General features: G+C 70.3%; 19 protein-coding genes. 15 read left to right on the plus strand and 4 right to left on the minus strand.

Going from position 1 to position 22,826, the window contains the following annotated elements; translation table 11 throughout:
- Nucleotides 1-231 precede the first annotated feature (231 nt).
- From IT371_28230 to IT371_28240, 3 genes are read left to right on the plus strand one after another with little or no spacing between them, the layout of a single operon-like run.
- Nucleotides 232-582 (plus strand): STAS domain-containing protein, encoded by a 351-nt coding sequence (locus IT371_28230; protein ID MCC6751572.1) that lies wholly within the window; start codon nt 232-234, stop codon nt 580-582.
- A complete protein-coding gene (locus IT371_28235) occupies nt 582-1,343 on the plus strand; it encodes a fumarylacetoacetate hydrolase family protein (GenBank protein ID MCC6751573.1) in 762 nt (253 codons plus the stop codon). Before IT371_28230 ends, IT371_28235 begins: the two co-directional genes overlap by 1 nt.
- Nucleotides 1,340-2,506, plus strand: a complete 1,167-nt coding sequence (locus tag IT371_28240; protein ID MCC6751574.1) for an LL-diaminopimelate aminotransferase — start codon at nt 1,340-1,342, stop codon at nt 2,504-2,506. The genes IT371_28235 and IT371_28240 overlap by 4 nt, the downstream gene beginning before the upstream one ends.
- A 4-nt stretch (nt 2,507-2,510) precedes the next feature.
- Here the strand turns inward: IT371_28240 and IT371_28245 are convergent, their stop codons facing one another.
- The gene (locus IT371_28245) at nt 2,511-3,050 is read right to left on the minus strand and encodes a hypothetical protein (GenBank protein MCC6751575.1); all 540 of its coding nucleotides are present in this window, start codon (nt 3,048-3,050) and stop codon (nt 2,511-2,513) included.
- Nucleotides 3,051-3,558: 508 nt separating this feature from the next.
- Between IT371_28245 and IT371_28250 the strand changes: the two genes are divergently transcribed.
- Nucleotides 3,559-7,401: a protein kinase gene (locus IT371_28250; protein MCC6751576.1), complete on the plus strand. Its 3,843-nt coding sequence runs from the start codon at nt 3,559-3,561 to the stop codon at nt 7,399-7,401.
- 14 nt (nt 7,402-7,415) lie between these two features.
- On the plus strand, nt 7,416-8,096 hold the full coding sequence (locus tag IT371_28255; GenBank protein MCC6751577.1) for a hypothetical protein: 681 nt from the start codon (nt 7,416-7,418) through the stop codon (nt 8,094-8,096).
- A 106-nt stretch (nt 8,097-8,202) separates the two neighbouring features.
- Here IT371_28255 and IT371_28260 read toward each other — a convergent pair whose 3' ends face one another.
- A complete protein-coding gene (locus IT371_28260) occupies nt 8,203-9,432 on the minus strand; it encodes a hypothetical protein (protein ID MCC6751578.1) in 1,230 nt (409 codons plus the stop codon).
- Between the two features lie 122 nt (nt 9,433-9,554).
- Between IT371_28260 and IT371_28265 the strand changes: the two genes are divergently transcribed.
- Complete coding sequence (locus IT371_28265) at nt 9,555-12,104, plus strand: FHA domain-containing protein (protein ID MCC6751579.1); 2,550 nt, start codon at nt 9,555-9,557, stop codon at nt 12,102-12,104.
- A 94-nt stretch (nt 12,105-12,198) separates the two neighbouring features.
- Here IT371_28265 and IT371_28270 read toward each other — a convergent pair whose 3' ends face one another.
- Complete coding sequence (locus IT371_28270; protein ID MCC6751580.1) at nt 12,199-12,588, minus strand: response regulator; 390 nt, start codon at nt 12,586-12,588, stop codon at nt 12,199-12,201.
- 129 nt (nt 12,589-12,717) lie between these two features.
- Between IT371_28270 and IT371_28275 the strand changes: the two genes are divergently transcribed.
- From IT371_28275 to IT371_28315, 9 genes are all read left to right on the plus strand, one after another.
- Complete coding sequence (locus IT371_28275) at nt 12,718-13,683, plus strand: flippase-like domain-containing protein (protein ID MCC6751581.1); 966 nt, start codon at nt 12,718-12,720, stop codon at nt 13,681-13,683.
- Nucleotides 13,684-13,851: 168 nt separating this feature from the next.
- Nucleotides 13,852-14,505 carry a MotA/TolQ/ExbB proton channel family protein gene (locus IT371_28280; protein ID MCC6751582.1) on the plus strand — a complete coding sequence of 218 codons (654 nt, stop codon included), beginning with the start codon at nt 13,852-13,854 and terminating at the stop codon, nt 14,503-14,505.
- 22 nt (nt 14,506-14,527) lie between these two features.
- The gene (locus IT371_28285) at nt 14,528-15,067 is read left to right on the plus strand and encodes a biopolymer transporter ExbD (protein MCC6751583.1); all 540 of its coding nucleotides are present in this window, start codon (nt 14,528-14,530) and stop codon (nt 15,065-15,067) included.
- Between the two features lie 4 nt (nt 15,068-15,071).
- Entirely contained in the window at nt 15,072-15,533 is a 462-nt protein-coding gene (locus tag IT371_28290) for a biopolymer transporter ExbD (protein MCC6751584.1), read from the plus strand.
- 85 nt (nt 15,534-15,618) lie between these two features.
- Nucleotides 15,619-16,569 carry a lamin tail domain-containing protein gene (locus tag IT371_28295; GenBank protein ID MCC6751585.1) on the plus strand — a complete coding sequence of 317 codons (951 nt, stop codon included), beginning with the start codon at nt 15,619-15,621 and terminating at the stop codon, nt 16,567-16,569.
- A 139-nt stretch (nt 16,570-16,708) separates the two neighbouring features.
- The gene (locus IT371_28300) at nt 16,709-18,268 is read left to right on the plus strand and encodes a hypothetical protein (GenBank protein MCC6751586.1); all 1,560 of its coding nucleotides are present in this window, start codon (nt 16,709-16,711) and stop codon (nt 18,266-18,268) included.
- A gap of 9 nt (nt 18,269-18,277) precedes the next feature.
- The gene (locus tag IT371_28305) at nt 18,278-18,967 is read left to right on the plus strand and encodes a class II aldolase/adducin family protein (GenBank protein ID MCC6751587.1); all 690 of its coding nucleotides are present in this window, start codon (nt 18,278-18,280) and stop codon (nt 18,965-18,967) included.
- Nucleotides 18,968-19,132: 165 nt separating this feature from the next.
- Nucleotides 19,133-20,806 (plus strand): hypothetical protein, encoded by a 1,674-nt coding sequence (locus IT371_28310; GenBank protein MCC6751588.1) that lies wholly within the window; start codon nt 19,133-19,135, stop codon nt 20,804-20,806.
- Nucleotides 20,803-22,380 carry a hypothetical protein gene (locus tag IT371_28315; GenBank protein ID MCC6751589.1) on the plus strand — a complete coding sequence of 526 codons (1,578 nt, stop codon included), beginning with the start codon at nt 20,803-20,805 and terminating at the stop codon, nt 22,378-22,380. The genes IT371_28310 and IT371_28315 overlap by 4 nt, the downstream gene beginning before the upstream one ends.
- 13 nt (nt 22,381-22,393) lie before the next feature.
- Here IT371_28315 and IT371_28320 read toward each other — a convergent pair whose 3' ends face one another.
- Nucleotides 22,394-22,603, minus strand: a complete 210-nt coding sequence (locus IT371_28320) for a hypothetical protein (GenBank protein ID MCC6751590.1) — start codon at nt 22,601-22,603, stop codon at nt 22,394-22,396.
- Between the last annotated feature and the right edge of the window lie 223 nt (nt 22,604-22,826).

The raw sequence follows: 22,826 nt of genomic DNA on the forward strand, positions 1-22,826 counted from the left end.
AAAGCGCGTGCGGAAACGTCCCGTGGCCAGCCGAGCATTTCGAGACGCTGTCCTCCGCCTGTAACCCAGGGGGGCGGACATTTTGGCTGAACAGTTAAGGGCGGACAGAATCGCTGACCATTGACACGGGACAAGGCGGTCCTTTACCGGACGGCCGGGGCCGTGTTATCTCGAACGCTACGCCCATCGTGAAGAGCGGCGCGCACGACCTTCCCCTGTGAGGAATTGCCGATGCTCGAGTTTCAGCGCCTTGACCAGGACGGCCTGGTGATCCTCGCGCTCAGCGGACGGCTCGACGCGCTCAGCGCGCCGGATTTCCGTCCCACCATCGACGAGCTGGTGCAGAGCCGCACGATGCGCGTGGTCTTCGATCTCACGGGGCTGCAGCAGATCGACAGCTCGGGGGTGGGGGCCATCGTCTCGCTCTTCAAGCGGCTGCGCATGCTCGGCGGCGAGGTGAAGATCGCCTGCCTCAACGGCCAGCCGCGCGAGATCTTCCGCTTGCTCCGCCTCGACCGGGCCTTCGACCTCTTCGACACGGTGGACGCCGCGAAGGCGCGCTTCGGCAAGCGGGGCGCCTGATGGGCGAGGCGCGGCGCCGCCTCGTGCGCTACCGCGTGCACGGGACGGTGGGACGGGCCGAGCTCTCCTCGGACGGGAGCCTGCGCGTCCTCGAGGGCCCACCTGCGACGAGCCTCGATGAGGTCGCGCTCCTGCCCCCCGTGCTTCCGACCAAGATCGTGGGCATCGGCCTCAACTACCGGGCCCACGCGCAGGAGATGGGCAAGCCGCTGCCGGCCGAGCCGCTGATGTTCCTCAAGCCGCCGAGCGCGCTCGTCGCCTCGGGAGAGCCGATCGTGCGCCCCGCGGGAGACTACGCGCGGGTGGACTACGAAGGCGAGCTCGCGGTGGTGATCGGCCGCCCGGCGCGGCGGGTACGGCGCGAGCAGGCGCTCGAGTTCGTGGCCGGCTACACCTGTCTCAACGACGTGACCGTGCGCGACCTGCAGGTCCGCGACGTGCAGTACACGCGGGCCAAGGGCTTCGACAGCTTCTGCCCCCTCGGACCCTGTCTGGCCGAGGGGCTCGATCCGAGCGACCTGGCCCTCGTGACGCGCGTGGATGGCGTCGTCAGGCAGGCCAGCCGGACCTCGGACCTGATCTTCGACGTGCCGACCCTCATCGAGGCGGTGAGCCGGGTGATGACGCTCCTGCCGGGAGACGTGATCTCGACCGGGACACCTCCTGGGGTGGGGAACCTCGAGCCCGGCCAGACCGTGGAGATCGAGATCGAAGGGATCGGCATCCTGAAAAACCGGGTCATTGCGGAGGAATCACCATGAAGAATCCCGTAGCGGACCGCGTGCGGGAGCTCCCGCCCTATCTGTTCGCCCACATCGACAAGCTCAAGGCCGAGGCGCGCCAGAAGGGGATCGATCTGATCGACTTCGGCATCGGGGACCCGGACCTGCCGACGCCGCCGCACATCATCGAGGCGCTCGCGAGCGCGGCGGCCAAGCCCGAATACCACCGCTATCCATCGTACGAGGGGATGCTGCGCACCCGCGAGGCGGCGGCGCGCTTCTACGCGCGCCGGTTCGCGGTGAAGCTCGATCCGGCGCGTGAGGTGCTGACGCTCATCGGGAGCAAGGAAGGGATCGCGCACTTCCCGCTGGCGACGATCGATCCGGGGGACCTGGCGCTGGTCCCCGACCCGGCCTATCCCGTCTACGCCACGGCGACGCAGTTCGCCGGCGGGCAGGTATACCGCTATGGGCTACTGCCCAGGCAGCAGTTCCTGCCCGATCTGGCCTCGATCCCCGAGGACGTGGCGCGGCGCGCGAAGGTGCTATACGTCAATTACCCGAATAACCCGACGGGCGGCGTGGCCACGCTCGAGGATTATCAGCGTATCCACGACTTCGCCTGCCGCTACGATCTCATCGTGGTATCGGACCTGGCCTATTCGGAGATGTACTTCGAGGACCCGGCGCCCGCGAGCTATCTGCAGGTGCCGGGAGCCATGGAGCGGGGCATCGAGTTCCACTCGCTCTCCAAGACCTACAACATGACCGGCTGGCGCGTGGCCTTCGCGGTGGGGAACGCGACGCTCGTCGGGGCGCTCGGCAAGATCAAGACCAACGTCGACTCGGGGGTCTTCGGCGCGGTGCAGGAGGCGGCCATCGCCGCGCTCGACGGAGATCAGTCGGCGGTGGACGAGATGCGCGGGATCTACCGCGAGCGCCGCAACCTGCTGGCCGAGGGGCTCAGGGCGATGGGGCTCGAGGTGCATCCGCCGCGCGGCACGTTCTATTTCTTCGTCGGGCTGCCGCCGGGGCTGAAGGCCATGGACCTCACCTCGCGCATGCTGACCGAGGCGGGTGTGGTGGCGACCCCGGGGACGGGGTTCGGGCAGCGCGGAGAAGGCTTCATCCGCTTCGCGCTCTGCCAGCCGGCCGCGCGCATCCGCGAGGCTTGCGAGCGGTTGGCGACGATCACGCTCTGAGCCCCTACCGCAGCGTGAAGGGCGGGCTCAAGAGCACCTCCGGCCCGTCGCAGGCGCGCCCCCGAAAGCGATAGAGGCCGGCCGGCGCGGGGACGCAGCGCTCGCAGGCGCACTGCGCGTCTCCGAGGGTCCCGAGCCAGGGCTGCGAGGCGAAGCGGCCGCGCGGCGGGACCACCAAGCACTGCTCGCCGAGGTCGGTCGGCACGAGCACCTTGCTCTTCGGGTCGGGCTTGCAGTCGGGGCGCAGGTAGAGCGCTACGGGGGGCGAGAGCGGGACCCAGCCGCGGCCGGTCCAGCGCTCGACGGTCACGCCGCGCCGGACCCGCTTCGGCAGACCGATATCGTTCTGCACCACGAGCGGCACCGACGAACCGGCCTTGAGCGGCGCCGGCGGTGCGAGGAGGTGCACCCGGGCGAGCGGCGCCACGGCCGAGACTCCGCCCACGCCCACGGCTAGGCCCACGAGCGACGCGCCGAGGCCGAGGAGGACGCGAGGGAGGGAGACGCGAGGGAAGGGGACGCGCGGAGCGGTGCGGTCGGACATCGCTGCATCATACGGCCGGGACCGCGCGTAGCTCCGTCCGAAGCGCGCGCCCGAAAAAAAAAGAGGCCGGTGCAGCGCACCGACCTCTTCACCGGCGGAAGCCGCCTATGTGAGCCACTGCGGGTCCAGGTCCCCATGGTCGGGATGCAGGCCGTACCGACGGGGCTCGCGGCCGTTGCTCGCGAGCTCTGACCGACCCGTGGAGTGGGTTGCCTGTTCCGGGGGCGCGCCGCACCACGCTCGTCGCCTTTCGACGCCATTGCAGCGCGTGTGCCAGCGGTCGGGCGTCCCGGGCGACCGCTCGAGGTCGAGGTTCTCGACGGTTGGAGGCCGTGGGCCCTTCTCGTGCGGCAGCTGCTCCTGCCGCGCGTTCCACTCCCTGGCCGGCGGATCGGCCGTCGACGGGTGTGCGCAGTCGCCGGGCGACGCGCGGATGGGGCTCGCGCGCTCCGCCTCGCTGTGCTGAAATGGTGAATATCGCGGCGATCAGACCGCAAGCGACGGCAGCGTGCAGGACCACGGAGCCGCGGGGACGACCCCCGAGCTCGAATTCAAAGGGACCGACCGCTTCAAGCTCCTCTCCCGCCTGGGAGCAGGGGGCATGGGTGTCGTGTACGCCGCGCACGACCGCGAGCGCAACACCCGCGTGGCTCTCAAGACCCTGCGCAAGATGGCGGGCGACACGCTCTTGCGCTTCAAGAACGAGTTCCGCGCGCTGCAGGACCTGCAGCACCCGAACCTGGTGAGCCTCGGCGAGCTGATCGAGGTGGATGGCCAGTGGCTCCTCACCATGGAGCTCGTGGACGGCGTGAACTTCCTGACCTACGTGCGGAGCGTGCCGCGCGAAGGGGGGCGCACGCACCTATCGTCGGCCATCGCCTGGGGGAGCTCGACGCAGCCCGACCAGGGGCTCGGGGACGCCACCCTGGACGATCACGCCACGCACCTCGACGCCCCCACGGGGTCGATGGGGAGCTGGCCGGTGGACGAGGCGCACATCGGCGCCGAACGCTTCGACGAACAGCGGCTGCGCAGCGGACTCGCCCAGCTGGCGCGCGGCATCTTCGCCCTGCACCGGGCGCAGAAGGTGCATCGGGACATCAAGCCCTCGAACATCCTCGTCACCCGCGAAGGGCGCGTGGTGCTGCTCGACTTCGGGCTGGTGGCGGAGCTCGAGGAGCGCTGGATCGAATCGCGCGTCGTCGGGACCTTCGCGTACATGGCGCCCGAGCAGGCGATGGTCAAGCCGGTGGGTCCTGCTGCCGACTGGTACAGCATGGGCGTGGTCCTCTACGAGACGCTCACCGGGAGGATCCCCTTCGTCGGCGAGCCGGCGGTCCTGTTGCGCAGCAAGCAGCTCCTCGCCCCGGCGCCGCCGCGCGCGCTCTGCCCCGAGGTCCCCGACGACCTCGACGCCCTCTGCGTCGAGCTTCTGGCCATCGACCCCCGGGACAGGCCGCACGGCCCCGAGATCCTGCGCCGCCTGAACGTCGAGGCGGACGTGGATCGCGCGCGCCTCGTCCCCGTGGCGGCGCTGAGCGAATCCTTCTCCGGGCCGCACCACCTCTTCGTCGGACGGCACAGCGAGCTCCACGCGCTCGAGCAGGCGGCGACCGACGCGCGCCGCGGCGCCCCGGTGGTGGCCTGCGTGCAAGGGGAGTCCGGTGTCGGCAAGAGCGCGCTCGTGCGGCACTTCCTCGACCAGCTCCTGGTGAACGTGCCCGGGATGGTGGCGCTCGAGGGGCGCTGCTACGAACGCGAGTCGGTGCCGTACAAGGCCTTCGACCGCGTCGTGGACGGGCTGAGCCGCTTTCTGGCCCGCCTGCCCGAGGCGGAGCTCGCGCCGCTCCTCCCGCCGCACGTGGCGCTGCTGGCCCAGGTCTTCCCGGTACTGGGCAGCGTGGGGCTGATCGGCAAGGCCCCGCGGACCGACGCCGAGGTGCGCGACCCGCAAGAGCTCCGGCAGCGCGTCTTCGTGGCGCTGCGCGAGCTCCTCGTGCGCCTCGCGGCGGCGCGCCCGCTGGTGCTCTCGATCGACGACATGCAGTGGACCGACGCCGATAGCCTCGCGCTCCTCGCGGAGGTGCTCCGGCCTCCCGACGCGCCGGCGCTCCTCCTCCTCGCGACGGTGCGCTCTGAGACCAGCGTGGGAGGCGTGTCGGCGGCGATGCGCCTCTTCGGGGGACTGAAGGCGGATCTCCGGACGGTGCAGCTCTCGGGGCTGCCGCAGGAGGAGGCCGAGGAGCTCGCGTCGCTCTTGCTGCAGAACGTGAGCGGCGGGGCGCAGATCTCCTCCACCGCCATCGCGCACGAGGCGGGGGGGCATCCCCTCTTCATCGACGAGCTCATCCGCCACTCGCGCGAGGGACAGCCTCGGCGGCTGCGGCTGGAAGAGGCGCTCTGGACGCGGATCTGCGAGCTCGAGCCGAGGGTGCGCCAGCTCCTCGAGCTCGTGGCCATCGCCAGCGGTCCTCTGCGTCAGGAGGTGGCCGCTCGGGCCGCCGCGGCCGACCCCCCGGAGCTGATGCGCCTCATCTCGCTTTTGCGCGTGGCGCAGCTCGTGCGCACGAGCGGGATGCGCGCCGGCAGCCGCATCGAGCCCTACCACGACCGCGTGCGCGAATCCGTGGTGGCGAACCTCGATCCCCCCACGCGGCAGTCGTGGCACGGGCGGCTGGCCCTGGCCCTCGAGGCGGACGCTCAGCGCGACGCCGAGACGCTGGCCTTCCACTGGCGCGAGGCGGGCGACGGACCGCGCGCGGCGGATTACGCGGTCGTCGCGGCCAAGCAAGCTACCGAGGCCCTGGCCTTCGACCGGGCCGCGCACCTCTACCGGCAGGCGCTCGAGCTCAAGCCGCACACCGAGGAGGTGGCGCGAGAGCTGCGCCTGCTGATGGCCCACGCCCTCTCGAGCGCGGGGCGAGGTCCGGAGGCGGCCGAGGCCTACCTCGCAGGCGCCGAGGGAACCGCCGAGGACGACGCGATGGACCTCCATCGACGCGCCGCCGAGCAGTACCTCCGGAGCGGGCACATCGACGAGGGGCTGGCGGTGCTCCAGGCGGTGCTCGCGCGCGAGGGGCTGAAGCTGCCGCAGAGCCCGCGCGGGGCGCTGGCCTCGCTCGTCATGCGTCGCGCGCAGCTCCGCTTGCGGGGCCTGTCGTTCGTGGCGCGGCCGGCTGGCGAGCTCTCGAAGCACGACCTCTCGCGCATCGACACCTGCTGGGCCGTCTCGGCCGGGCTCAGCATGGTGGACACCGTGCGCGGCGCAGACTTCCAGACGCGGAGCCTGCTCATGTCCCTCGAGCAGGGAGAGCCCTTTCGCGTGTCGCGGGCGCTCTTCCTCGAGGCCTGTTTCGTGGCCGCGGTGGGAGGGCCGGTGGCCAAGCGGTCGGCGTCGCTGCTCCGGACCGCGAGCGAGATCTCCGCCACGCAGACCGACCCCTACCTGGACGCGATGGTCACCGGCTGCGCCGGCGTGGTGGCCTTTCTCGAGGGACGCTGGCGAGCGGCGCACACGGGGGCCCAGGAAGCGGAGCTCATGCTGCGCGAGCGGTGCACCGACGTGGCCTGGGAGCACGCGAATCTGACGCTCTACTCGCTCTGGTCGCTCTTCTTCCTGGGCGAGATCGGCGAGATGGCGCGGCGCATCCCACGGCAGCGACAGGCGGCGCTCCACCGAGGAGATCTCTACCTCGCGACCAACTTGAGCACGGGGATCTTGAACCTCTACAACCTCGTGCACGACGACGTGGCCACGGCGCGGCGGCAGACCGCCGAGACCTTCGGCCAGTGGTCGCGGCGAGGCTTCCACGTGCAGCACTTCCTCGAGCTCTACTCGCAGGCGCGCGTCGACTTCTACGCCGGGGAGGGACAGGGCGCCTACGCGCGCGTGCAGCAGCACTGGAGCGCCGCCGCGTCGTCGCAGCTCCTGCGGGCCCAGTTCGTGCGGGTGATCATGCACGAGCTCCGGGCCTGCGCGGCGCTCTTTCTGGCCCGCGACGCGGGGGACAAGGGGGAGAAGCTCCTCGCCGCGGCGGAGCGCGACATCAAGCGCATCGCCAAGGAGAAGATGCCCTGGACCGACCCGGTCGCCTCGCTCCTCTCGGGGTGCGCGGAGGCGCTGCGGGGCCATACGGAGAGCGCGGTGGCGCAGTTCCAGACCTCCATCGAACAGGCCGAGGCGGCAGACATGCGCTTCTACGCCATGGCGGCGCGCCACCGCCTCGGACAGGTGGTCCGCGGAGACGAAGGGCGTGCCCTCTGCGGGGGGGCCGAGGAGTGGCTCGCCGCGCAGAAGGTGCAGCAGCCGCGACGCTGGTTCGCGCTCCTCACGCCGGACCTGGACGAATGAGGAGCGCTCGGCGAATGACGATGCGATGCGCCTACGGACTCCTGGCTCTCGTCTGCTGCGGCCTCGCCTGCACGAGCGGCGGCTCGACGACAGATCTCCGGGTCGGCGATGCCGGTCGGGCCCGTGACGCGCGCGGGGCCGAGCAGGGGCCGGACGGCGCGAGCCCGAGCTGCGCTGCCGTGACCCTGGCGTTCACCGGTACCGCCGTCACGATCAGCAAGACGCCCCTCGGGTTCGACGACTCCCTGCGCGGGAGCGCCGTTACCGGGACCCTGGCCTACCGGCCCTGCCTCGCGGACAAGTCGCCCGACGACCCGAGACGGGGCGTCTACGAGCACCAGGGGGGCGGAGCCTTCTCGCTCTCCGTCGGGGGGAAGAGCGTCACCGGTTCGGAGAGCCCGGTGCTGCACGTCGAGGACTATACCGGCGCCGATACCTTTCGCTGGCTCGACGGCCCGCAGCTGGCCGACAAGGACAAGACGCTACGGGTGATGAAGCTCGACGGAGTGCGGGATCCCGCCCTCAAGGTCACGTTCGCCGTCACCGACGGAGCCGGGAGTGCGCTCAGCGGCGACCGCGCGCCGACGAACTTCCCGTACACCGACCTGGCCACGAAGAAGTACCCGCACACCTTCTCGGTGGTGGATGGGGGAGGAACGCTCCTACTGCAGCTCTCCTCGCTCGAGCAGAAGTAGTCCGGCGACGAGACCGGCGCTAGGCGTCCCTTGTGGCGCTGTGAGCACCGGAGCGCAGGCGCGACGCCGCCTGACGGGATGGATCGCGGCCAAGGTGACCGGGCCCTTAGTTACTCATGCACATCTGGAGCTTGGTCTTCGGATCCTGCGCGCAGGTGAGCGGCGACTTGCAGTCGGGGTCGCCCGTGCAGCCGCAGTAGCTCGCCCCCTTGATGCAGGTCTTGCCGTTCGGGCTGCTCGCGCAGTCCGCGGCCCCCTCGCAGAAGCACATGTTCTTGGTGGTGTCGCACTTCGGGCCGAGCGCGCCGGTGTTCGCGGTGCAGTCCTTGGCCTCGAGGCACTGCACGCAGCGGCTCTGGGTCCAGTCCGTCGGGTGGACCTTGCACACCACGGCGAAGCGCTGGATCAGGCAGTTCGAGCTGTCCACGCAGAACCCGTCGGGGGGCAGGGTCACGGTGAGCTTGGCCGTGTCGGCCGCGAGGAACTTGCCGTCGTCTTCCTTGGTGTCCACGTAGAGCCAGCTCTGGCCGTCGTCCTGGCTGAAGCGGTAGGCGATCTGGACCGTCCCCTCGAGCGTCGGCACCACCGAGCCCGTGTAGACGTCGTAGAGGCCGTCGTCCTTGCTGAAGGTGGCCACGGACCAGCGGTAGCTGTGGTCTTGCCCGGGGATCGCCCCGGCCTTGGTGGTGAAACCCACCTCGGCGCGGACCTTGGCGGCGCCGGTCGTGGTATCGGTCACGCCCTTGACGTAGATCTTGCCCTCGAAGGGCTCGCTCTTGAAATCGCGGAAGGCCCGGGCCGAGGAGGTGACCACGCTCCCCTTGAAGTCGTCGCTGGCGGCGGCGGGGACGGTGTACTGGAAGTCCACCGTGTTCGAGGCCGAGCCGCCCAGGCGGAGCTGGATCGTCACCTTCGCCGGCTTGTCGTAGTCCGGCTTGCCGTAGGGGTTCTTCGGCAGGTTGAAGCGCAGCGAGGTGGCCGAGGAGACCTGGACCGTGGTGATGATCTCCTGACCGCCGTCCACGTAGACCGCGATCCCGGCGGCGAAACCCTCGCCGATGGCCGTGACGGGGATCGTCCCGCCGGTGCCGCCGTTCGCGGGGCCGTCGGTGGGGATGAGCTGCGTCACCTTCAGCTTCTTCGGGGGCGGAGCGTCGCTCGCGCGCTGGTCGGCCGTCGTTCCCCGGTCGGCCAGTGCCGCCGCATCGACGGTAGCGCCGCCATCGCCGGTCGCGCCGCCGTCGGCCGTGCCCGGGTCGGTCTTGCTGCAGCCCGCGAGGCAGGCAGCGGCGAGGGCGATCCATCCCCAGCTCTTCTGCGTGACGATATGGTTCATCGGTGTGCTCCTCGGGTTTTCGTTCGCGCGCGCCTTGTAACACGGTCCACGACCCGGTGGGACAAGAAGTGAAAGGTTCCCAATCCTTGTCTGACCCTGGGGGTTGGGCTACCATTTCGCAGATGTCACAGCCCAGTCGCACCGACGGGCGAGACCTGCCGTCTCCCGAGGCGGGAGAGCCTGACGACGATAACGACGGCGTGGGAACGCTGGTCGATCGGCAGATGCTGCGCCGCCTGAGCGGTCCGGGGGGCAAGACGCCCGGGGGCAAGACGCCCGCAGGAGAGCGCGCGGAGGCGGCGGTGGAGGAGCGGCCCACGGGCGAGCACGAACGCACCGGCGACGAGGAGGTCTTCGACCTCGCCGGGGACGACCTCGAGGACGACAGCCTGCCGGGGCGCACGCGGTCGTTCCCCGCGGCGGGAGCGGTGGCCAAGACGAAGGGCCTCGCGCCGCACCTGGTCGAGACGACGCTCGAAGGGAAGAAGGGGACGCCCCGCACGGCACCTTACGCCAGCGCACCGGCCCGGGCCCAGGCCGAGGAGCCCTCCGAGGCGGCTCGCGCTGTGGCGGAGGCGCTGGCCGCGCGCCCGGTGGCCCCCGTGAAGCGACTGCCCCTCCCCGCACGCGAACGCGAGGCCGACGCGCCGGCGCCCGCGCCGCAAGCTCCGCCGCCGCAGGCCCGGAGCAAGCCCGTTTCACGTCCCTTGCCCGAGCCGCTCCGCGCGCCCGCCCCGGAGCGCGACCTGGCGCCCGAGCCCGCGCTCGGCGAGCCCGACGAGGCGGAGGTGGACGAGGAGGAAGGCGCCTCGCTCGAGAGCGCGCCCACCCGGATCGAGCGCGGGGAAGACGTGGGTCTGTTCGACCAGTCGGCGGTGCGCGAGCCCCGACTGGTGATCATCGGCGGCAACAACCGCGGGCGCGAGTTCGTCCTCAAGGCGGGGGACAACAGCCTCGGACGCGGGGTGGATAACGACATCGTCCTCGCCGACATCGCGGTGTCGCGCAAGCACACGCTCGTCTGCTTCGAGGGCGACGAGGTGATCCTGCGCGACCTCGGCAGCGGCAACGGCACGCTGGTGAATGGCAAGCGCGCCGCGACGCAGGTCCTCAAGGAAGGGGACCAGCTCGAGCTCGGCAATACGCTCTTGCGGCTCCACTACCCCCCGGGTGGCGCCGCGCCGTTCCGCGTGGCCGGCGGCGGGGCGGCCGCCTCCGCGCCTTCGACGCCAGGTGCGGCGCGCGACGGGGAGCGCCAGCGGTCGGCCCCCGAGGCGCGACGGGCCCATACCACCCAGACCACGCCGCGCGTTTTCAATCGCACCGTGCTCATCGCGGTGGCCGCGGGGGTGGCGGTCGTGGTGGTGACGCTGGTCGTCGTGCTCGTGGTGAAGCTGCGTCACCGGGATCTGACGACGGCCGCGCGCACGGCGAGTCCCGACGAGCTCGCGGCCCAGCACTTCGCGGACGCGACACGGCAGTTCCGGGCGCGTAACTGGGAGCAGGCGCGCGTGGGGTACCTCAAGGTGCTCGCGGTGGCGCCGGGCTTCGATCAGGCCCGCCGCTACGCCGATCAGGCGGCCGCCGAGGCGCTGGCGCAGGAGGCGCTGCAGCGCGCGCAGACCGCGCTGCGCACGGCGAACTTCACCGCGGCGCGGCAGCAGCTCTCGCGGGTCTCGTCGAGCTCGGCCTACGCCGAGGAGGCGCGCTCGCTCAAGCTCCGCACCGACGAGCAGCAGGTGGACAAGCTCGTGGCCGACGGCCGCGCGCTCGCCGCCGCCGGAAAGAAGCCCGAGGCCCTGGCCAAGCTCGCCGAGGCGCGGCGCATCAGCCCCACGCACGCGAAGGTGCGTGCCGCGCTGGCCGGGCTCGGCGGCGCGGGGGCCGAGGAGCCCGCGCCCTCCGCGGCCACGGTGCCTGTGGCGCGCCGCAGAGGCGACCCCGCCTCGACGCGGAGCGCGAGCAAGGTGAAGCTCGCCGTTCGCGTGGCCCCGGTGACCAAGGTCCGAGGCCCGTCGAGACCGCGAGTGACCGAGGAGGAGCCCGAGGACGGAGGCGCCGGCTCGGCCGCGGCCTCGGGCGGCAAGGTGAAGGCGGCGCTCGCGCTCTACAAGAAGGCGCAATGGGGGCCGGCCTACCAGGCGCTCAAGGACGCGGCGCAGGGGCAGAAGGGGAAGAAGCGGAGCGCGGTGGAGGCGCTGGCCGAGACGGTGCGGCGCGTGGGGCAGGTCATGATGCGCGCGCAGAGCGCCCTCGGACAGGACCCCTCTCAGGCGGTGAAGTACCTGCAGGAGGCGCAGCTCCTCGACCGCAAGATCCAGAAGGGGATGCACCAGGGGACGATCAAGGCGCAGCTCGGGCGCGTCGCGGCAGCGCAGGCCAGCGCCGCGCTGGCGCGAGGTCAGTACCCCGCGGCGTACGCGGCGGTGAAGACGGCACGGCAGGCGGGCTCTCACGACCCGTCGCTCGGCAAGGTGCTCAAGGCCCTCGAGCAGCGCGCGGGAGAGCTCGTGGCGAAGGGGCTCTCCCTCAAAGGGAGCAAGCCCGGCGAGGCGCGGCAGCTCTGGGCGCAGGTTCTGCGCATGGTGCCCGCGTCGCACGCGGCCTACCAGAAGGCCTACTCGCTCCTCAACAGCTCGGGGCCTGGGCACCAGGACGAGGACGAAGACTGAAGGCTCCTCGCGCGCGCCTCGCCGGGCGGGCGTCTCGCGGCCCATGCGACCATGTTTGATCCTAGAAGCTGATTAGCGACTACGCGGCGGGGACCTACTTCGCGCGGCTCGCGAGGACCGACTTGATCTTCGCCTCGAGGTCGGCGAATTCGAAGGGCTTGTCGACGTACTCGTCGGCACCGTAGAGCGGCGAGGTCATCTCGTTGATCTTCTCGCCGATGGCCGTGAGCATCACGATGCCGATGTTCTTGAAGCGGGCGTCGTGGCGCAGCTCGCGCGCCACCTCCCAGCCGTTCTTCCCGGGCATCATCACGTCCAGGACCACGAGGTCCGGGAAGTGCTCCCGCACCGCTTCGAGCGTCTCTTCACCGTCGGTGGCCTCCAGCACCTTGTAACCCGCTCGCTTGAGGCGGATGCAGAGCAGCGACAAGATCTCGGGGTCGTCGTCAGCGACGAGCACTACCGGCTTCTGTGCCTCGGACATGCACGACCTTCCTCAGGCTAGGAGATGGAACCTCGTTCGAAGCTAGGGGAGAGGCCGCCTGACTGTCAAGCTCCTTGACATGCCGAGCGTTTCCGTCGATAGGTGGCACGCGAAGGAACCGCGCGATCGATGAAGAAGCTCCTCCGCCGTCTGCTCCTCGGGATCATCCTCGGGGTCGGGGTCTACGCCGGGCTCGCGGTCTACCTCGGGGTGCGGGACCTCGCCGCCTCGCTCGCCACCTTCGCCCTCTGGCGGCTGCTCCCCGTGCTCGCGCTGACCTTCACGAACTACCTCCTGCGCTACGCCAAGTGGTCGCTCTACCTGCGCGTGCTCGACCTGCGCGTGCCGCCCGCCATCAACCTGACCATCTTCCTCGGCGGTCTCAGCATGGTGGTCACCCCCGGGAAGATCGGCGAGCTCCTCAAGGCGTACCTCTTGCGGACCGCCTCCGGGGTGCCGATGACGCGGAGCGCGCCGATCGTGATGGCCGAGCGCATCACGGACCTCGTGGCGCTGGTGCTCCTCATGCTGACGGGCTTCTTCACCTTCCGCGTCGGGCAGACGGCGCTGCTCCTCGTCGCGACGATGGTCCTCGTCTTCCTCGCGGTCGTGAGCTCCCGTCGCCTCTCGCTCGCCCTTTTGCGCCAGCTCGCCCGCCTCCCCGGGCTGAAGGGCGTCGCGCCGAAGCTCGAGGAGTTCTACCAGGCGACCTGGGCCCTCTTTCGCCCGCTCCCGCTCCTCGTGGCGTCGCTCCTCTCCGTCGTGGCCTGGTTCTGCGAGTGCCTGGGCTTCTTCCTCATCCTGGGCGGCTTTCCGTCGGTGACCGTGCCGCTGCTCGTCGCGACCTTCATCTACAGCGCGACCACGCTCGGAGGCTTGCCCACCCCCGGAGGGCTCGGACTCACCGACGGGGGCATGACCGCGCTCCTCGGCTACACCTCGGGGCTGAAGCCCGCCACCGCCGGGGCCGCGACGCTCCTCATCCGCCTGTGCACGCTCTGGTTCGCCGTGCTGGTCGGCGTGCTGGCGCTCCTCGTCTTTCGCAAGCGCGTGGGGCTCGCCGACGAGGCCGCAGACGAGCTCGCCCGCCGCTGACCTCCCCCTACCTTGCCCGACGGGCCCTCCCCCGCCTCGTCCGACGGGCCCTCTGCTTGCGACGGCACTCGGGCCGTGCGAGAATCATCGAACCGAAAGCACGACCGTGAGCTCGCGGAGCTAGACCCCGGCCTGGCGCTAGCGTCGCGAGCGACGAGGAGATCTCGAATGGACAATATCATCGGAACTTTTCACGAGGGTGGGGTCTTCATGTACCTCATCCTCGGCATCTCGCTCTTCGGCATCGGGCTGACGATCAACAAGTCGTACCTCTACTGGATCAAGTACCGCATCTCCGAGGAGGAGCTGACGAAGGCCATCGTCAAGCAGGTCGAGGCCAACAACTACTCTCGCGCCATTCAGTACTGCAACGGCCGCGTGCACCCGCTGACCACGATCCTCAAGTCGGGGCTCATTCGCGCCAACAAGGCCGAGAAGGACATCCGTCGGGCCATCGAAGTGACCGCGAGCGAGGTCATCCCGAAGTTCCGTCGCGGCGTGCCGGCTCTGCCGCACCTCTCGAACATCTCCACCATGCTCGGGCTGCTCGGTACGATTCGCGGTCTTATCATCGCCTTCGCCGGTATGGCCGGCGGCGACGCGGTCAAGCGCCAGGACGCCCTCTCCACCGGTATCGCGCTCGCCTTCAGCGCCACCTTCTTCGCCCTCGCGGTGGCCGTGTCGCTGGTCTTCTTCTACGTGATCCTCAACTCCAAGCAGAACAAGATGATGGCCAAGATGGAGCACGCCACGAACACGATCGTGGACGCCATCGTGGAGAAGAACAAGAAGCTCGCCGCGCAGCAGCAGCGGGCGAGCTAGGGCGGCCGAGGGACACGACCGCATGTTCGGCTCGCATCACGGCGGATTGGGTGGAGGTCACCTCGAGGAGGAGCGGGACATCCACATCAACATCACGCCGATGATCGACGTGCTCATCAGCTTGCTCTTCTTCCTCCTCATCAGCTTCGGCGCCGTGATCATCGCCCTCATCAACGCCACCGTCCCGGTGCAGAGCGAGGGCTCGGCCGAGCCGCAGACGGGCAAGGTCAAGATCACGATGGGGCTGTCGATCACCAAGAAGGAGATCGTCGCTTCCGCCAGCCACGACCGTCTCTCCGAGGCGGAGCTGGCCAAGCTCAAGAAGACCTTCCCGGCCACCAAGGACGGCTACGACTACAAGGCTCTCAACGAGTACCTCTACACGGTGAAGCGGCAGTACCAGGAGTCGGAGAACGTGATCATCACTCCCGACCCGGAGATCGACTACGACACGCTGGTCCAGGTGATGGACGCTTCACGGGAGAAGGTGACGATCCTGAATCGCCGCAGCTACAAGGTTCCGCTCTTTCCGGCCGCCGTGGTCAGCACGATCGTGAAGTGAGCCGATGATCAAGGAACCGCACGAGGAACACGAGGTCTTCGTCAACCTCATCCCGATGATCGATATCCTTACGGCGCTCCTCTTCTTCCTCCTGCTCGGGTACAAGTCGCAGTCCACCATGCTCGAGGAGGCCAAGGGCCTGACGCTGCCGGCCTCGAGCTCGGAGAAGGCGCTCGAGGTCACCGTTTCGGTCGTCATCTCGCTCAAGGAGCTCAAGGTTCAGGACTCGCACGTGATGTTCCTGAAGAACGGCACGATCCCGGACAGCGAGCTCTCGGGGAACAAGATCGTGCCGCTCTACAACCGCATCCTGCGCTTCGTGAAGCTGGCGAACGATCCGAAGAAGAAGTCGGCGGTGCTGATCCTGGCTGACAAGCGGCTGAAGACCGACGTGATCACCAAGGTCATGAAGACCGTCGGCATGGCGGGGCTGCCCAACTTCCACTTCGGGGTGGCCAAACCGTAGGGCCCGCCGCGGCAGCGGACCGGGGAGGGGCCAGGGTCGGAAAGACCTTGACCCGGATCTCCGGCGCCGATATGCCAGGCGAGGCATGCGGGCTGTTCTTCCCTCTCGGATCGTGGGCACCTGGGCGGCCGCGTTCGCGCTCGCGGGTGTGTTCGCCCTTGCGGGCTGCGCGGGGGCCAAGCTTCGGGACCAAGACGGCGGCCTGGACGACGCGGCGGGCGATGCGCTGGTGGACGCGCAGGGGGCCGACGGCAGCGACGACGCGGCGGGCGCGGACGGAGCCGCGGGAGACGGCCCGGTGACCGATGCCGCGCCGGCCGACGGGCTGCGTCGCGACCAGCGCGTGGCCGACGGGCGACCCCCCGCGGACGCCAGACCCACCCCCGATGCGAGGCGCCCCGATAGCCGGGTCCCCGATGCCCGGGTGCCGGACAGCCGCGTCCCGGACACGGGTCCCGTCGGAGAGGTCTGCGACAACGCCAAGGACGACGACGGGAACGGGCGCATCGACTGCGTGGACCTCGTGGCCTGCGCGAAGAAGGCGCCCTGCCAGAGCGCCACGCGCTCGATCGTGATCCACGAGGTCTACCCGGGGACGCCCGACTACGTGGTGCTCCGGAACGCTTCGCCCGACCTGCGCAACGTTTCGGGCTACCAGCTCGAGTTTCACGGCACGGCCACGGTGACCTTCACCTTGCCGTCGCGCCTCGTGCCCACCGGGACGACCTTCGCCGTGGTGGAGTTCCAGGACGGCACGGGGAGCGACGTGAACACGAACGCGAACATCCCGTTCTACGACGGCGTGCCCACAGCCTCGAACGCGGTGATCCTGCGCAATCCGTCGGGGGCCGTGGTGGACTACGTGGGCCTCGGCGCCTCGCTCGTGGGCCTGCCGACGGGGATGAGCCAGGTGGGCGGGGCCGTGAGCTATACGGGCTTCAACCCCGCGACCCAGGCGCACTACCGCGCGGGGATGAAGGGCGCGCCGTCCACCCTCCAGAAGACCGACTGGGTGGCCTTCACCAAGAGCAAGTAAGGCGGGGTGGCCACTCGCCCCTCCCGGTAGCGGCGCGTCCTGCCACCCGGCAAGCCCCGGCGGAGCAGCCAAGTCACGAGAATTGCGACGAAGGGACTTGGCCTGGGGTGTGCACTTTCCCCGAGGCGGAGAATCCCACGTGCAACTCGTCGCGATGCGAACCCTGCGGGCAGTAGCGCTTCTCCTCTGTGGCTGGAGCACCTGGGCCAGCGCGGCCACTCCCTTCGGCTCGGATCCCCACGGACGCAAGGGGCTTCCGCGGAGCGCGCAGTTTCTGCCCCAGCACCGGCAGATCACCAACTCGAGCTGCGGGCGCGCCGCGGCGCTCGCCGTGCTCTACGGGCGGCAGGTCTACGTGGGGACCGAGCTCGCGCTGAACCGGATGACCCGGACGAGCGCGGCGGTCGGCACCGAGACCAACGACCTCATAGCGGCCTTCAGGGCGCACGGCCTCCAGGCAGGCTGGGGAGAGAACCAGACGAACGCCGACCTTCGCAGGGCGCTGCGGCGGGGGAAGTCGGTGCTCGTGCCGATCAACGCCTTTCCCTCCCCCTTGGCTGCGAAGCGGACCTGGTACGACAAGGGGATGGACCAGGGTCACTGGATGGTGCTCGTCGCGATGGACCCCAAGCGGGACGAGAACGACACCAAGGGGTATGCCTATTTCATGGACCCCGCTTCGGGCGTGGAGACGAAGATCCCTCTCAGCGAGTTCAGCGCGCGCTGGAAGACCTGGGTGAACTACAACGAGGGAGACGGGCCAGCCACGCGCTACGTGGTGAGGCCCGAGGAGACGGGCTTCTCGCTGGCCAAGTTCCTCCACGGCAGGGCGCCGCTGGCCTTCGAACGCTACGCGCGGGACATGATCAAGCAGGGGAGCGTGAAGGTGGGTCAGCGTCGCTCCTTTGACGGTGACCGGCCGGTGCGCGCGGGCCAGGAGATCTTCGCCAAGCTCGGAGCGCGGACGTCGAATGCCATGGCCCTCTACGTGGAGGGCGGCAAGCTGATGAACCCCCGTCGGGACCTCGTGGTCTGGGGGAACGACCTCTCGCGGCCCAGTCAGCGGACCGATGCGAAGTACCAGATGCCCTCCCGCTACCTGCACGTGCCCGCCTACAGCGAGCTGCACCAGGACGGGTCCGGGCCCGCGGCGCTCCTCGCGGCGCTCTACTACTGGAGGGCCTACCCGGGACGGTTGACCCAGCTCGACCGCGAGCTGCGCGTCCAGACGAAGTCGGGCAAGGGCGGCGACCTGCGGTCCGTGATGATGGACTTCGCGCGCAATCAGGGACTGCTGGCGCACCTCGCCACGGGGCTGAACGTCGTCCTGCGGCCGCACGAGAAGCGCCTCCCGCCCGCGGAGAGGGCGATGGCCGTGCACAACTCCCTGGAGGGGCTCGTGCTCGGCGGCAAGACCGTGCTCCTCGAGCTGGGCGAGCCGGCGAAGAAGGACGGCCGGTCGGGCAAGAACCACTACGTCGTGGTGGTGGCAGTGAACAAGGACTACGTCTGGGTCATGGACCCCTCGGCCAAGCAGGGCAAGTACACGGTCATGACCCACGGGCAGCTCGAGGATGCGTGGCATGGGTGGGTCGCACCCGGAGGGAGCGCGAAGGTAGCGCGGACCAATCGCCGGGCCATCGTGATCGAGGGCGCCTCCCCCTTCAATGCTCGCAACGACCTGCCACGGACCTTCTAGCCCGAGACCATGGAGCGCACCGAAGGCGTCATCAAGTTTGCAGCGCGGCACCGCGCCGCGGAGCTGGAAGCGGCGCGCTACGGCGAGCTGGCCTGCACGCTCATCGCGTGGCGAGAGGTGCTGGCCAAGACGCGCCTGGTGGGGCAGGACCCGACGCTCTACGACGGCGCGGGCTACGGCAACGTGAGCGCGCGCGTCGGTCCGCCGTCGGCACCCCGGGGGCAACGCAGCTTCCTCATCACCGGGACGCAGACGGGGGGCTGCGCCTGCGTCTCGCTCGGCGAGTTCTGCGTGGTCGAGCGCTACGACTACCGCCGCAACGCGGTGGAGAGCCACGGCCCCATCGCCCCCTCGTCGGAGTCCATGACCCACGGGGCGATCTACGACCTCGGGCCGCACGTTCGCTGCGTGCTGCACGGGCACAGCCCGACCATCTGGCGCCGGGCCAAGGCGCTACGCTTGCCGACGAGCGATCCGCGCGTGGCCTACGGCACTCCCGAGATGGCGAGCGAGGTGGAGCGCCTGCATCGGAGCTCCCCTCTGGCCGAGCTGCGCATCCTGGCCATGGGGGGGCACGAGGACGGCGTGGTGGTCTTCGGCAAGAGCCCCGAGGACGCGGGGCAGGTGCTGGTGTCCTTTCTGGCCCGCGCCTACGCCCTCGAGTGCGGCGAACGGGGCGGAGGGCTCTGCGGGGTGTGAAGGGGTAGCCGAGCGCCTGGCTCGCCTCGGCGCCGGGCCTTCGATTTCGCGAGACCCCGACGCGATCCGCATGGAAACCGAAGGCGCGCTCCGAGGGCGACGTGAAGATCCCTCGGGTTTGCGCCCGCGGCGCGTGGCACGGGAGTTGGTACTCCGTACCCCTCGATGCAGCGCTCCCGCCGTGTGCTCCCCTGGCTCGTCCTCGTCTGGCTGTTCGGTGCGGGCCCCCTTGGGGCCGAGCCGCGTCCAGCCCAGTTCAAGCGCGGCACCGCGCCCCAGCTCCGCGGCTTCGGGGCGCGACGGGTGCTGCTGCCCCGCCCGGAACCGCCGCGGCCGAAGACCGACCTCGCGCGGCTCGACGCGACACGACGCGCCGAGGTGCGCCAGCAAGGCCTGCGCGAGGCGGCGCTCGACCCGGCCTTCGTGGCCCGTCACACCCGGGACTACGCGGTGGAGATCCCCCTCGAGCGGCTGCGCCGCGCGGTGCCCGATCAGGGGCACAAGCTAGGGGACCGCTCGTGGATCTATTCCGCCTTCGCGGTTCTCGGGAGCCAGGTGGCGGCGCGCACGGGACGCGCCCCCGACCCGCTCAGCGCCAACTTCGTGACCTACGAGCTCCTCAAGTCCCGCACGCAGGCCATTCTGGCCGTCGGCTCCACCGCCGAGGGCCGCTTGAATCTGGCGGCGGCCAAGGCGCGGCTCGAGAAGGGGGGCGGCGGCCTCGATACGGTGGTGGCGATCGTGAAGCAGCACGGCCTCGTCCCCGAGAGCGCGATGCCCCAGACCCGCGACGGGGTCACCATCGCAGGACCGGGGCGGCTCGGGGTCCTGCACCAGCAGCTGGCGCAGCTCCTCTCCGGAGCCTTTCGCGAGTACGAGCGCATCAACCTGCGGGTGAAGGGAGACGGCGAGGGCGAGAAGCAGCTCCGCGAGGAACAGAAGAAGGCGGTGCGGCTCGCCTACGCCGAGAAGCTCGAGCGCCTCCTCGGCACGAGTCTCGGCCGCCCCCCCGCCACCTTCCGCGTGGCCGGCGTGGAGCACACGCCGAGGAGCTACGCCGACCAGGTGCTCGGTCTCACCGGCGCCGCGCTCGAGCAGGTCACGCTCATCTCGAGTCCCGATCTCCCCTACGACCGGCGCTTCGACTGGCTCACCAGCACCTTCTACAACGTGGCGCCGGAGACGCTCGCGCGGCTGATGCGGCGCACGGTGGACCAGGGGCAGGCGGTCTACGTCACCACGAACCTGCAGCGCGGCCTGCCGCACCGTGCGGCCGAAGGACGCGGCACCACGCCCGCGGCGCGGGGCATCCTGAGCCTGGAGGCCTTCAACTACGACGCCCTGGTGCCGCTGCCGCGCTTCACCGCGGCCGATCGCAAGGCGGCCGAGCTCTCGCTCCCCGAGGACGCGGTGGCCGTCACGGGCTACGACCCGGATCGCGCGACGGGCGGCGTCCGCAAGTGGAAGGCGCTCGGGAGCTGGGGCGAGTCCGTCGGGGACCGGGGCGTCTTTCACCTCTATCCGGACTTTCTCGCCCACTACGCGGGCACGGTGACGGTGCCGCGCACGGCGGTGCCCGAGGAGCTCTTCGCCGCGTGGCAGGTCCGCCCCGAGGCGGCGCCCGAGCCTGCGCCGCGCCCGGCCGAGGCCTACACCGCCGACCAGCGCGCCGGGATCGCGCTCCGGGTGCTGGGCGGCGATACCACCGCGGTGAAGGCCGCGAAGCGCACGGGGCTCGCGCCGGAGGTAGTGACCGGCTGGGTCGACGCGGCGAGGCGGGCCCTGCGGGGGGCGCTCCGTAAGGCGCCGGCGCCCGAGCTCGAGGAGGTGGCGCGATGAAGCGAGCCCTCCTCTTCGCGCTTTTCGCGCTTGGATTTGTCTCCTCGGCGGCGTCCGCGCGCCGGCCCACGCCGGTGGTCGCGGCCCGCGAAGAGCTGCCCGCCGATCGCGTGCGCTTCGCCTGGACTGAGGCCGAGAAGGCCGCAGCGGTCCAGCGGCACGGGGTGAAGGCGGTGGCCTTCCGGCGCGACTTTCTCGCGCAGCATCGACCGACCTACGCCTGCGAGATCCCCCTCGAGGGGACGCGGCACCGGGCCCGCGACCAGGCCGGCAGCGGACGCTGCTGGATCTTCTCCTTCGAGCACGTGCTGCGCAGCAAGCTCTACGCGAAGGGCAGCCGCCGGGCGCTGCACCTCAGCCCCTCCTTCGTGAACTACTATGCGCTTCGGAGCCGCGCCCGCCGCATGCTCGCGCGCGTGGCGGTGCGCGAAGGGGTGACCGGCGCGGATTACGTGAACGAGAACCTGGGCGAGGGGGGCTGGTATCCGCTCGGGGTGGAGCTGGTGCGGCGCTACGGCCTGGTGCCGGAGCAGGTCATGCCGACCACCCGAGACGGCGCGCGCTCCGACGAGGACTATGGCGTCGTCTTGGGGCAGCTCAAGCGCGTGGTGGCCGCGGCGTACCAGGAGATCGGAGCGATCAACGAGAGCGATCGCGAGGACCGGCACGCGGCGCGGCTCGAGGTGATGAAGCGCGCCGGGGGGCAGATCGACGCGCTCCTCAAGACCACGCTCGGCGAGCCGCCCCAGGAGTTTACCTATTACGGTAAACGCTATACGCCAAAGTCGTTCGTCACGGAGTATCTCGGACTGAAGCCGGCCGACCTGGACTACGTCCTGCTCTCGAACAACCCGCGCATGGGCTTCAACCGGCGCTATCGGTATGACGTGGCCGAGGGGGGGCTCGAGCTGGACCTCTACAACGTGAGCGCGGAGGTCATCGCGCGCGCCACGCGCCGCACGCTCGACGGGGGCGAGGCGGTGAGCTTCTCGATCAACGTGAGCGGGGCGAACCCGCACCGGGTCCCCGAGGCGGGCGTGCCCAGGGAGGCCAAGGGGATCTTGAGCCTCGCGGCGTTCAACTACGGCGCCTTCGTCCCCGAGGAGAAATTCGCCAAGCGCACGCGCCTGCGGGCGGGCCTCGGGCTCGCGAACCACGCCATGGTGATCACGGGCTACGACCCGGCGGGCGCGGGGGGCGGGGTGACCAAGTGGAAGGTGGACAACAGCTGGGGGCCGGAGGCGGGGGATCGCGGTCACTTCCACATGTACGACGACTATTTCCGGCAGTACGGGGCCACCGTGGCGGTGCCGCGCTGGGCCCTGCCCGAGGAGGTGCGGACCCGTCTCGAGGGACTCGCGCCGTCGAACGATCGGCCGGTCGCGCGCTGGACCGCGGGGGCCAAGCAGAAGGTCGTGCTCGAGCTCCTGCGCGAGGAGCTCACGCTCAACGAGGCCGCGCGCAGGTACAAGGTGCCGCAGCCGATGCTGGCCGGCTGGCTCGAGGCCGGGGTCGCTGCGGTCAAGCGCGCGCTCGAGCCCGCGCCGCCGGTTCCTGCGCCGCCCGCGCCGTAGATCCCGCGGCGGGTCAGCGCAGCTTCACGGGACTGAGGGGTTCGGCGCTGAGATCTCCGCGCTGGCCGTGCTTGCCGTCCTTCCCGTAGTTGCTGTCGTAGTCGAGGCTCAGCGGCTCGCCGGGGACGAGCGCGCGGCCGGCGAGGATCACCCAGACCCAGCCCTTGGGCGTCATCACCGAGAGCTCGAAGACGTTGTGGCCGTGGGCGCTGTCGTTGATCATCGCCGAGAGGTTCCGTTCGTGTTTCCCGTCGACGTATCGACCTTCGGGTCGAAGGTGATCGGTCGCTGGCGTCCGGTGTAGAGGGCGAGGAACTGCCCGGCCTGCTTGGCGAGCTCCGAAGCGACGCGCGTCCGGGGCGGTGCTGACGAAGCGGCCGTATTTCGCCCCGCCGGTGAGCTGCGTGAACCGGGGCAGGCTCAGGCGTGTGATGCGCGCGGGGCCG

This window comes from Deltaproteobacteria bacterium, from assembly GCA_020848905.1.
In the GTDB taxonomy this organism is placed as follows: domain Bacteria; phylum Myxococcota_A; class Polyangia.

What these genes read in the sequence shown, in the direction of transcription:
- IT371_28230 (MCC6751572.1), top strand. Translation starts at nt 232, where the DNA reads ATGCTCGAGTTTCAGCGCCTTGACCAGGACGGCCTGGTGATCCTCGCG.
- IT371_28285 (MCC6751583.1), top strand. Translation starts at nt 14,528, where the DNA reads ATGTTCGGCTCGCATCACGGCGGATTGGGTGGAGGTCACCTCGAGGAG.
- IT371_28295 (MCC6751585.1), top strand. Translation starts at nt 15,619, where the DNA reads ATGCGGGCTGTTCTTCCCTCTCGGATCGTGGGCACCTGGGCGGCCGCG.
- IT371_28245 (MCC6751575.1), bottom strand. Translation starts at nt 3,050, where the DNA reads ATGTCCGACCGCACCGCTCCGCGCGTCCCCTTCCCTCGCGTCTCCCTC.
- IT371_28265 (MCC6751579.1), top strand. Translation starts at nt 9,555, where the DNA reads ATGTCACAGCCCAGTCGCACCGACGGGCGAGACCTGCCGTCTCCCGAG.
- IT371_28315 (MCC6751589.1), top strand. Translation starts at nt 20,803, where the DNA reads ATGAAGCGAGCCCTCCTCTTCGCGCTTTTCGCGCTTGGATTTGTCTCC.
- IT371_28270 (MCC6751580.1), bottom strand. Translation starts at nt 12,588, where the DNA reads ATGTCCGAGGCACAGAAGCCGGTAGTGCTCGTCGCTGACGACGACCCC.
- IT371_28320 (MCC6751590.1), bottom strand. Translation starts at nt 22,603, where the DNA reads ATGATCAACGACAGCGCCCACGGCCACAACGTCTTCGAGCTCTCGGTG.
- IT371_28305 (MCC6751587.1), top strand. Translation starts at nt 18,278, where the DNA reads ATGGAGCGCACCGAAGGCGTCATCAAGTTTGCAGCGCGGCACCGCGCC.
- IT371_28255 (MCC6751577.1), top strand. Translation starts at nt 7,416, where the DNA reads ATGACGATGCGATGCGCCTACGGACTCCTGGCTCTCGTCTGCTGCGGC.
- IT371_28235 (MCC6751573.1), top strand. Translation starts at nt 582, where the DNA reads ATGGGCGAGGCGCGGCGCCGCCTCGTGCGCTACCGCGTGCACGGGACG.
- IT371_28275 (MCC6751581.1), top strand. Translation starts at nt 12,718, where the DNA reads ATGAAGAAGCTCCTCCGCCGTCTGCTCCTCGGGATCATCCTCGGGGTC.
- IT371_28240 (MCC6751574.1), top strand. Translation starts at nt 1,340, where the DNA reads ATGAAGAATCCCGTAGCGGACCGCGTGCGGGAGCTCCCGCCCTATCTG.
- IT371_28290 (MCC6751584.1), top strand. Translation starts at nt 15,072, where the DNA reads ATGATCAAGGAACCGCACGAGGAACACGAGGTCTTCGTCAACCTCATC.
- IT371_28310 (MCC6751588.1), top strand. Translation starts at nt 19,133, where the DNA reads ATGCAGCGCTCCCGCCGTGTGCTCCCCTGGCTCGTCCTCGTCTGGCTG.
- IT371_28280 (MCC6751582.1), top strand. Translation starts at nt 13,852, where the DNA reads ATGGACAATATCATCGGAACTTTTCACGAGGGTGGGGTCTTCATGTAC.
- IT371_28260 (MCC6751578.1), bottom strand. Translation starts at nt 9,432, where the DNA reads ATGAACCATATCGTCACGCAGAAGAGCTGGGGATGGATCGCCCTCGCC.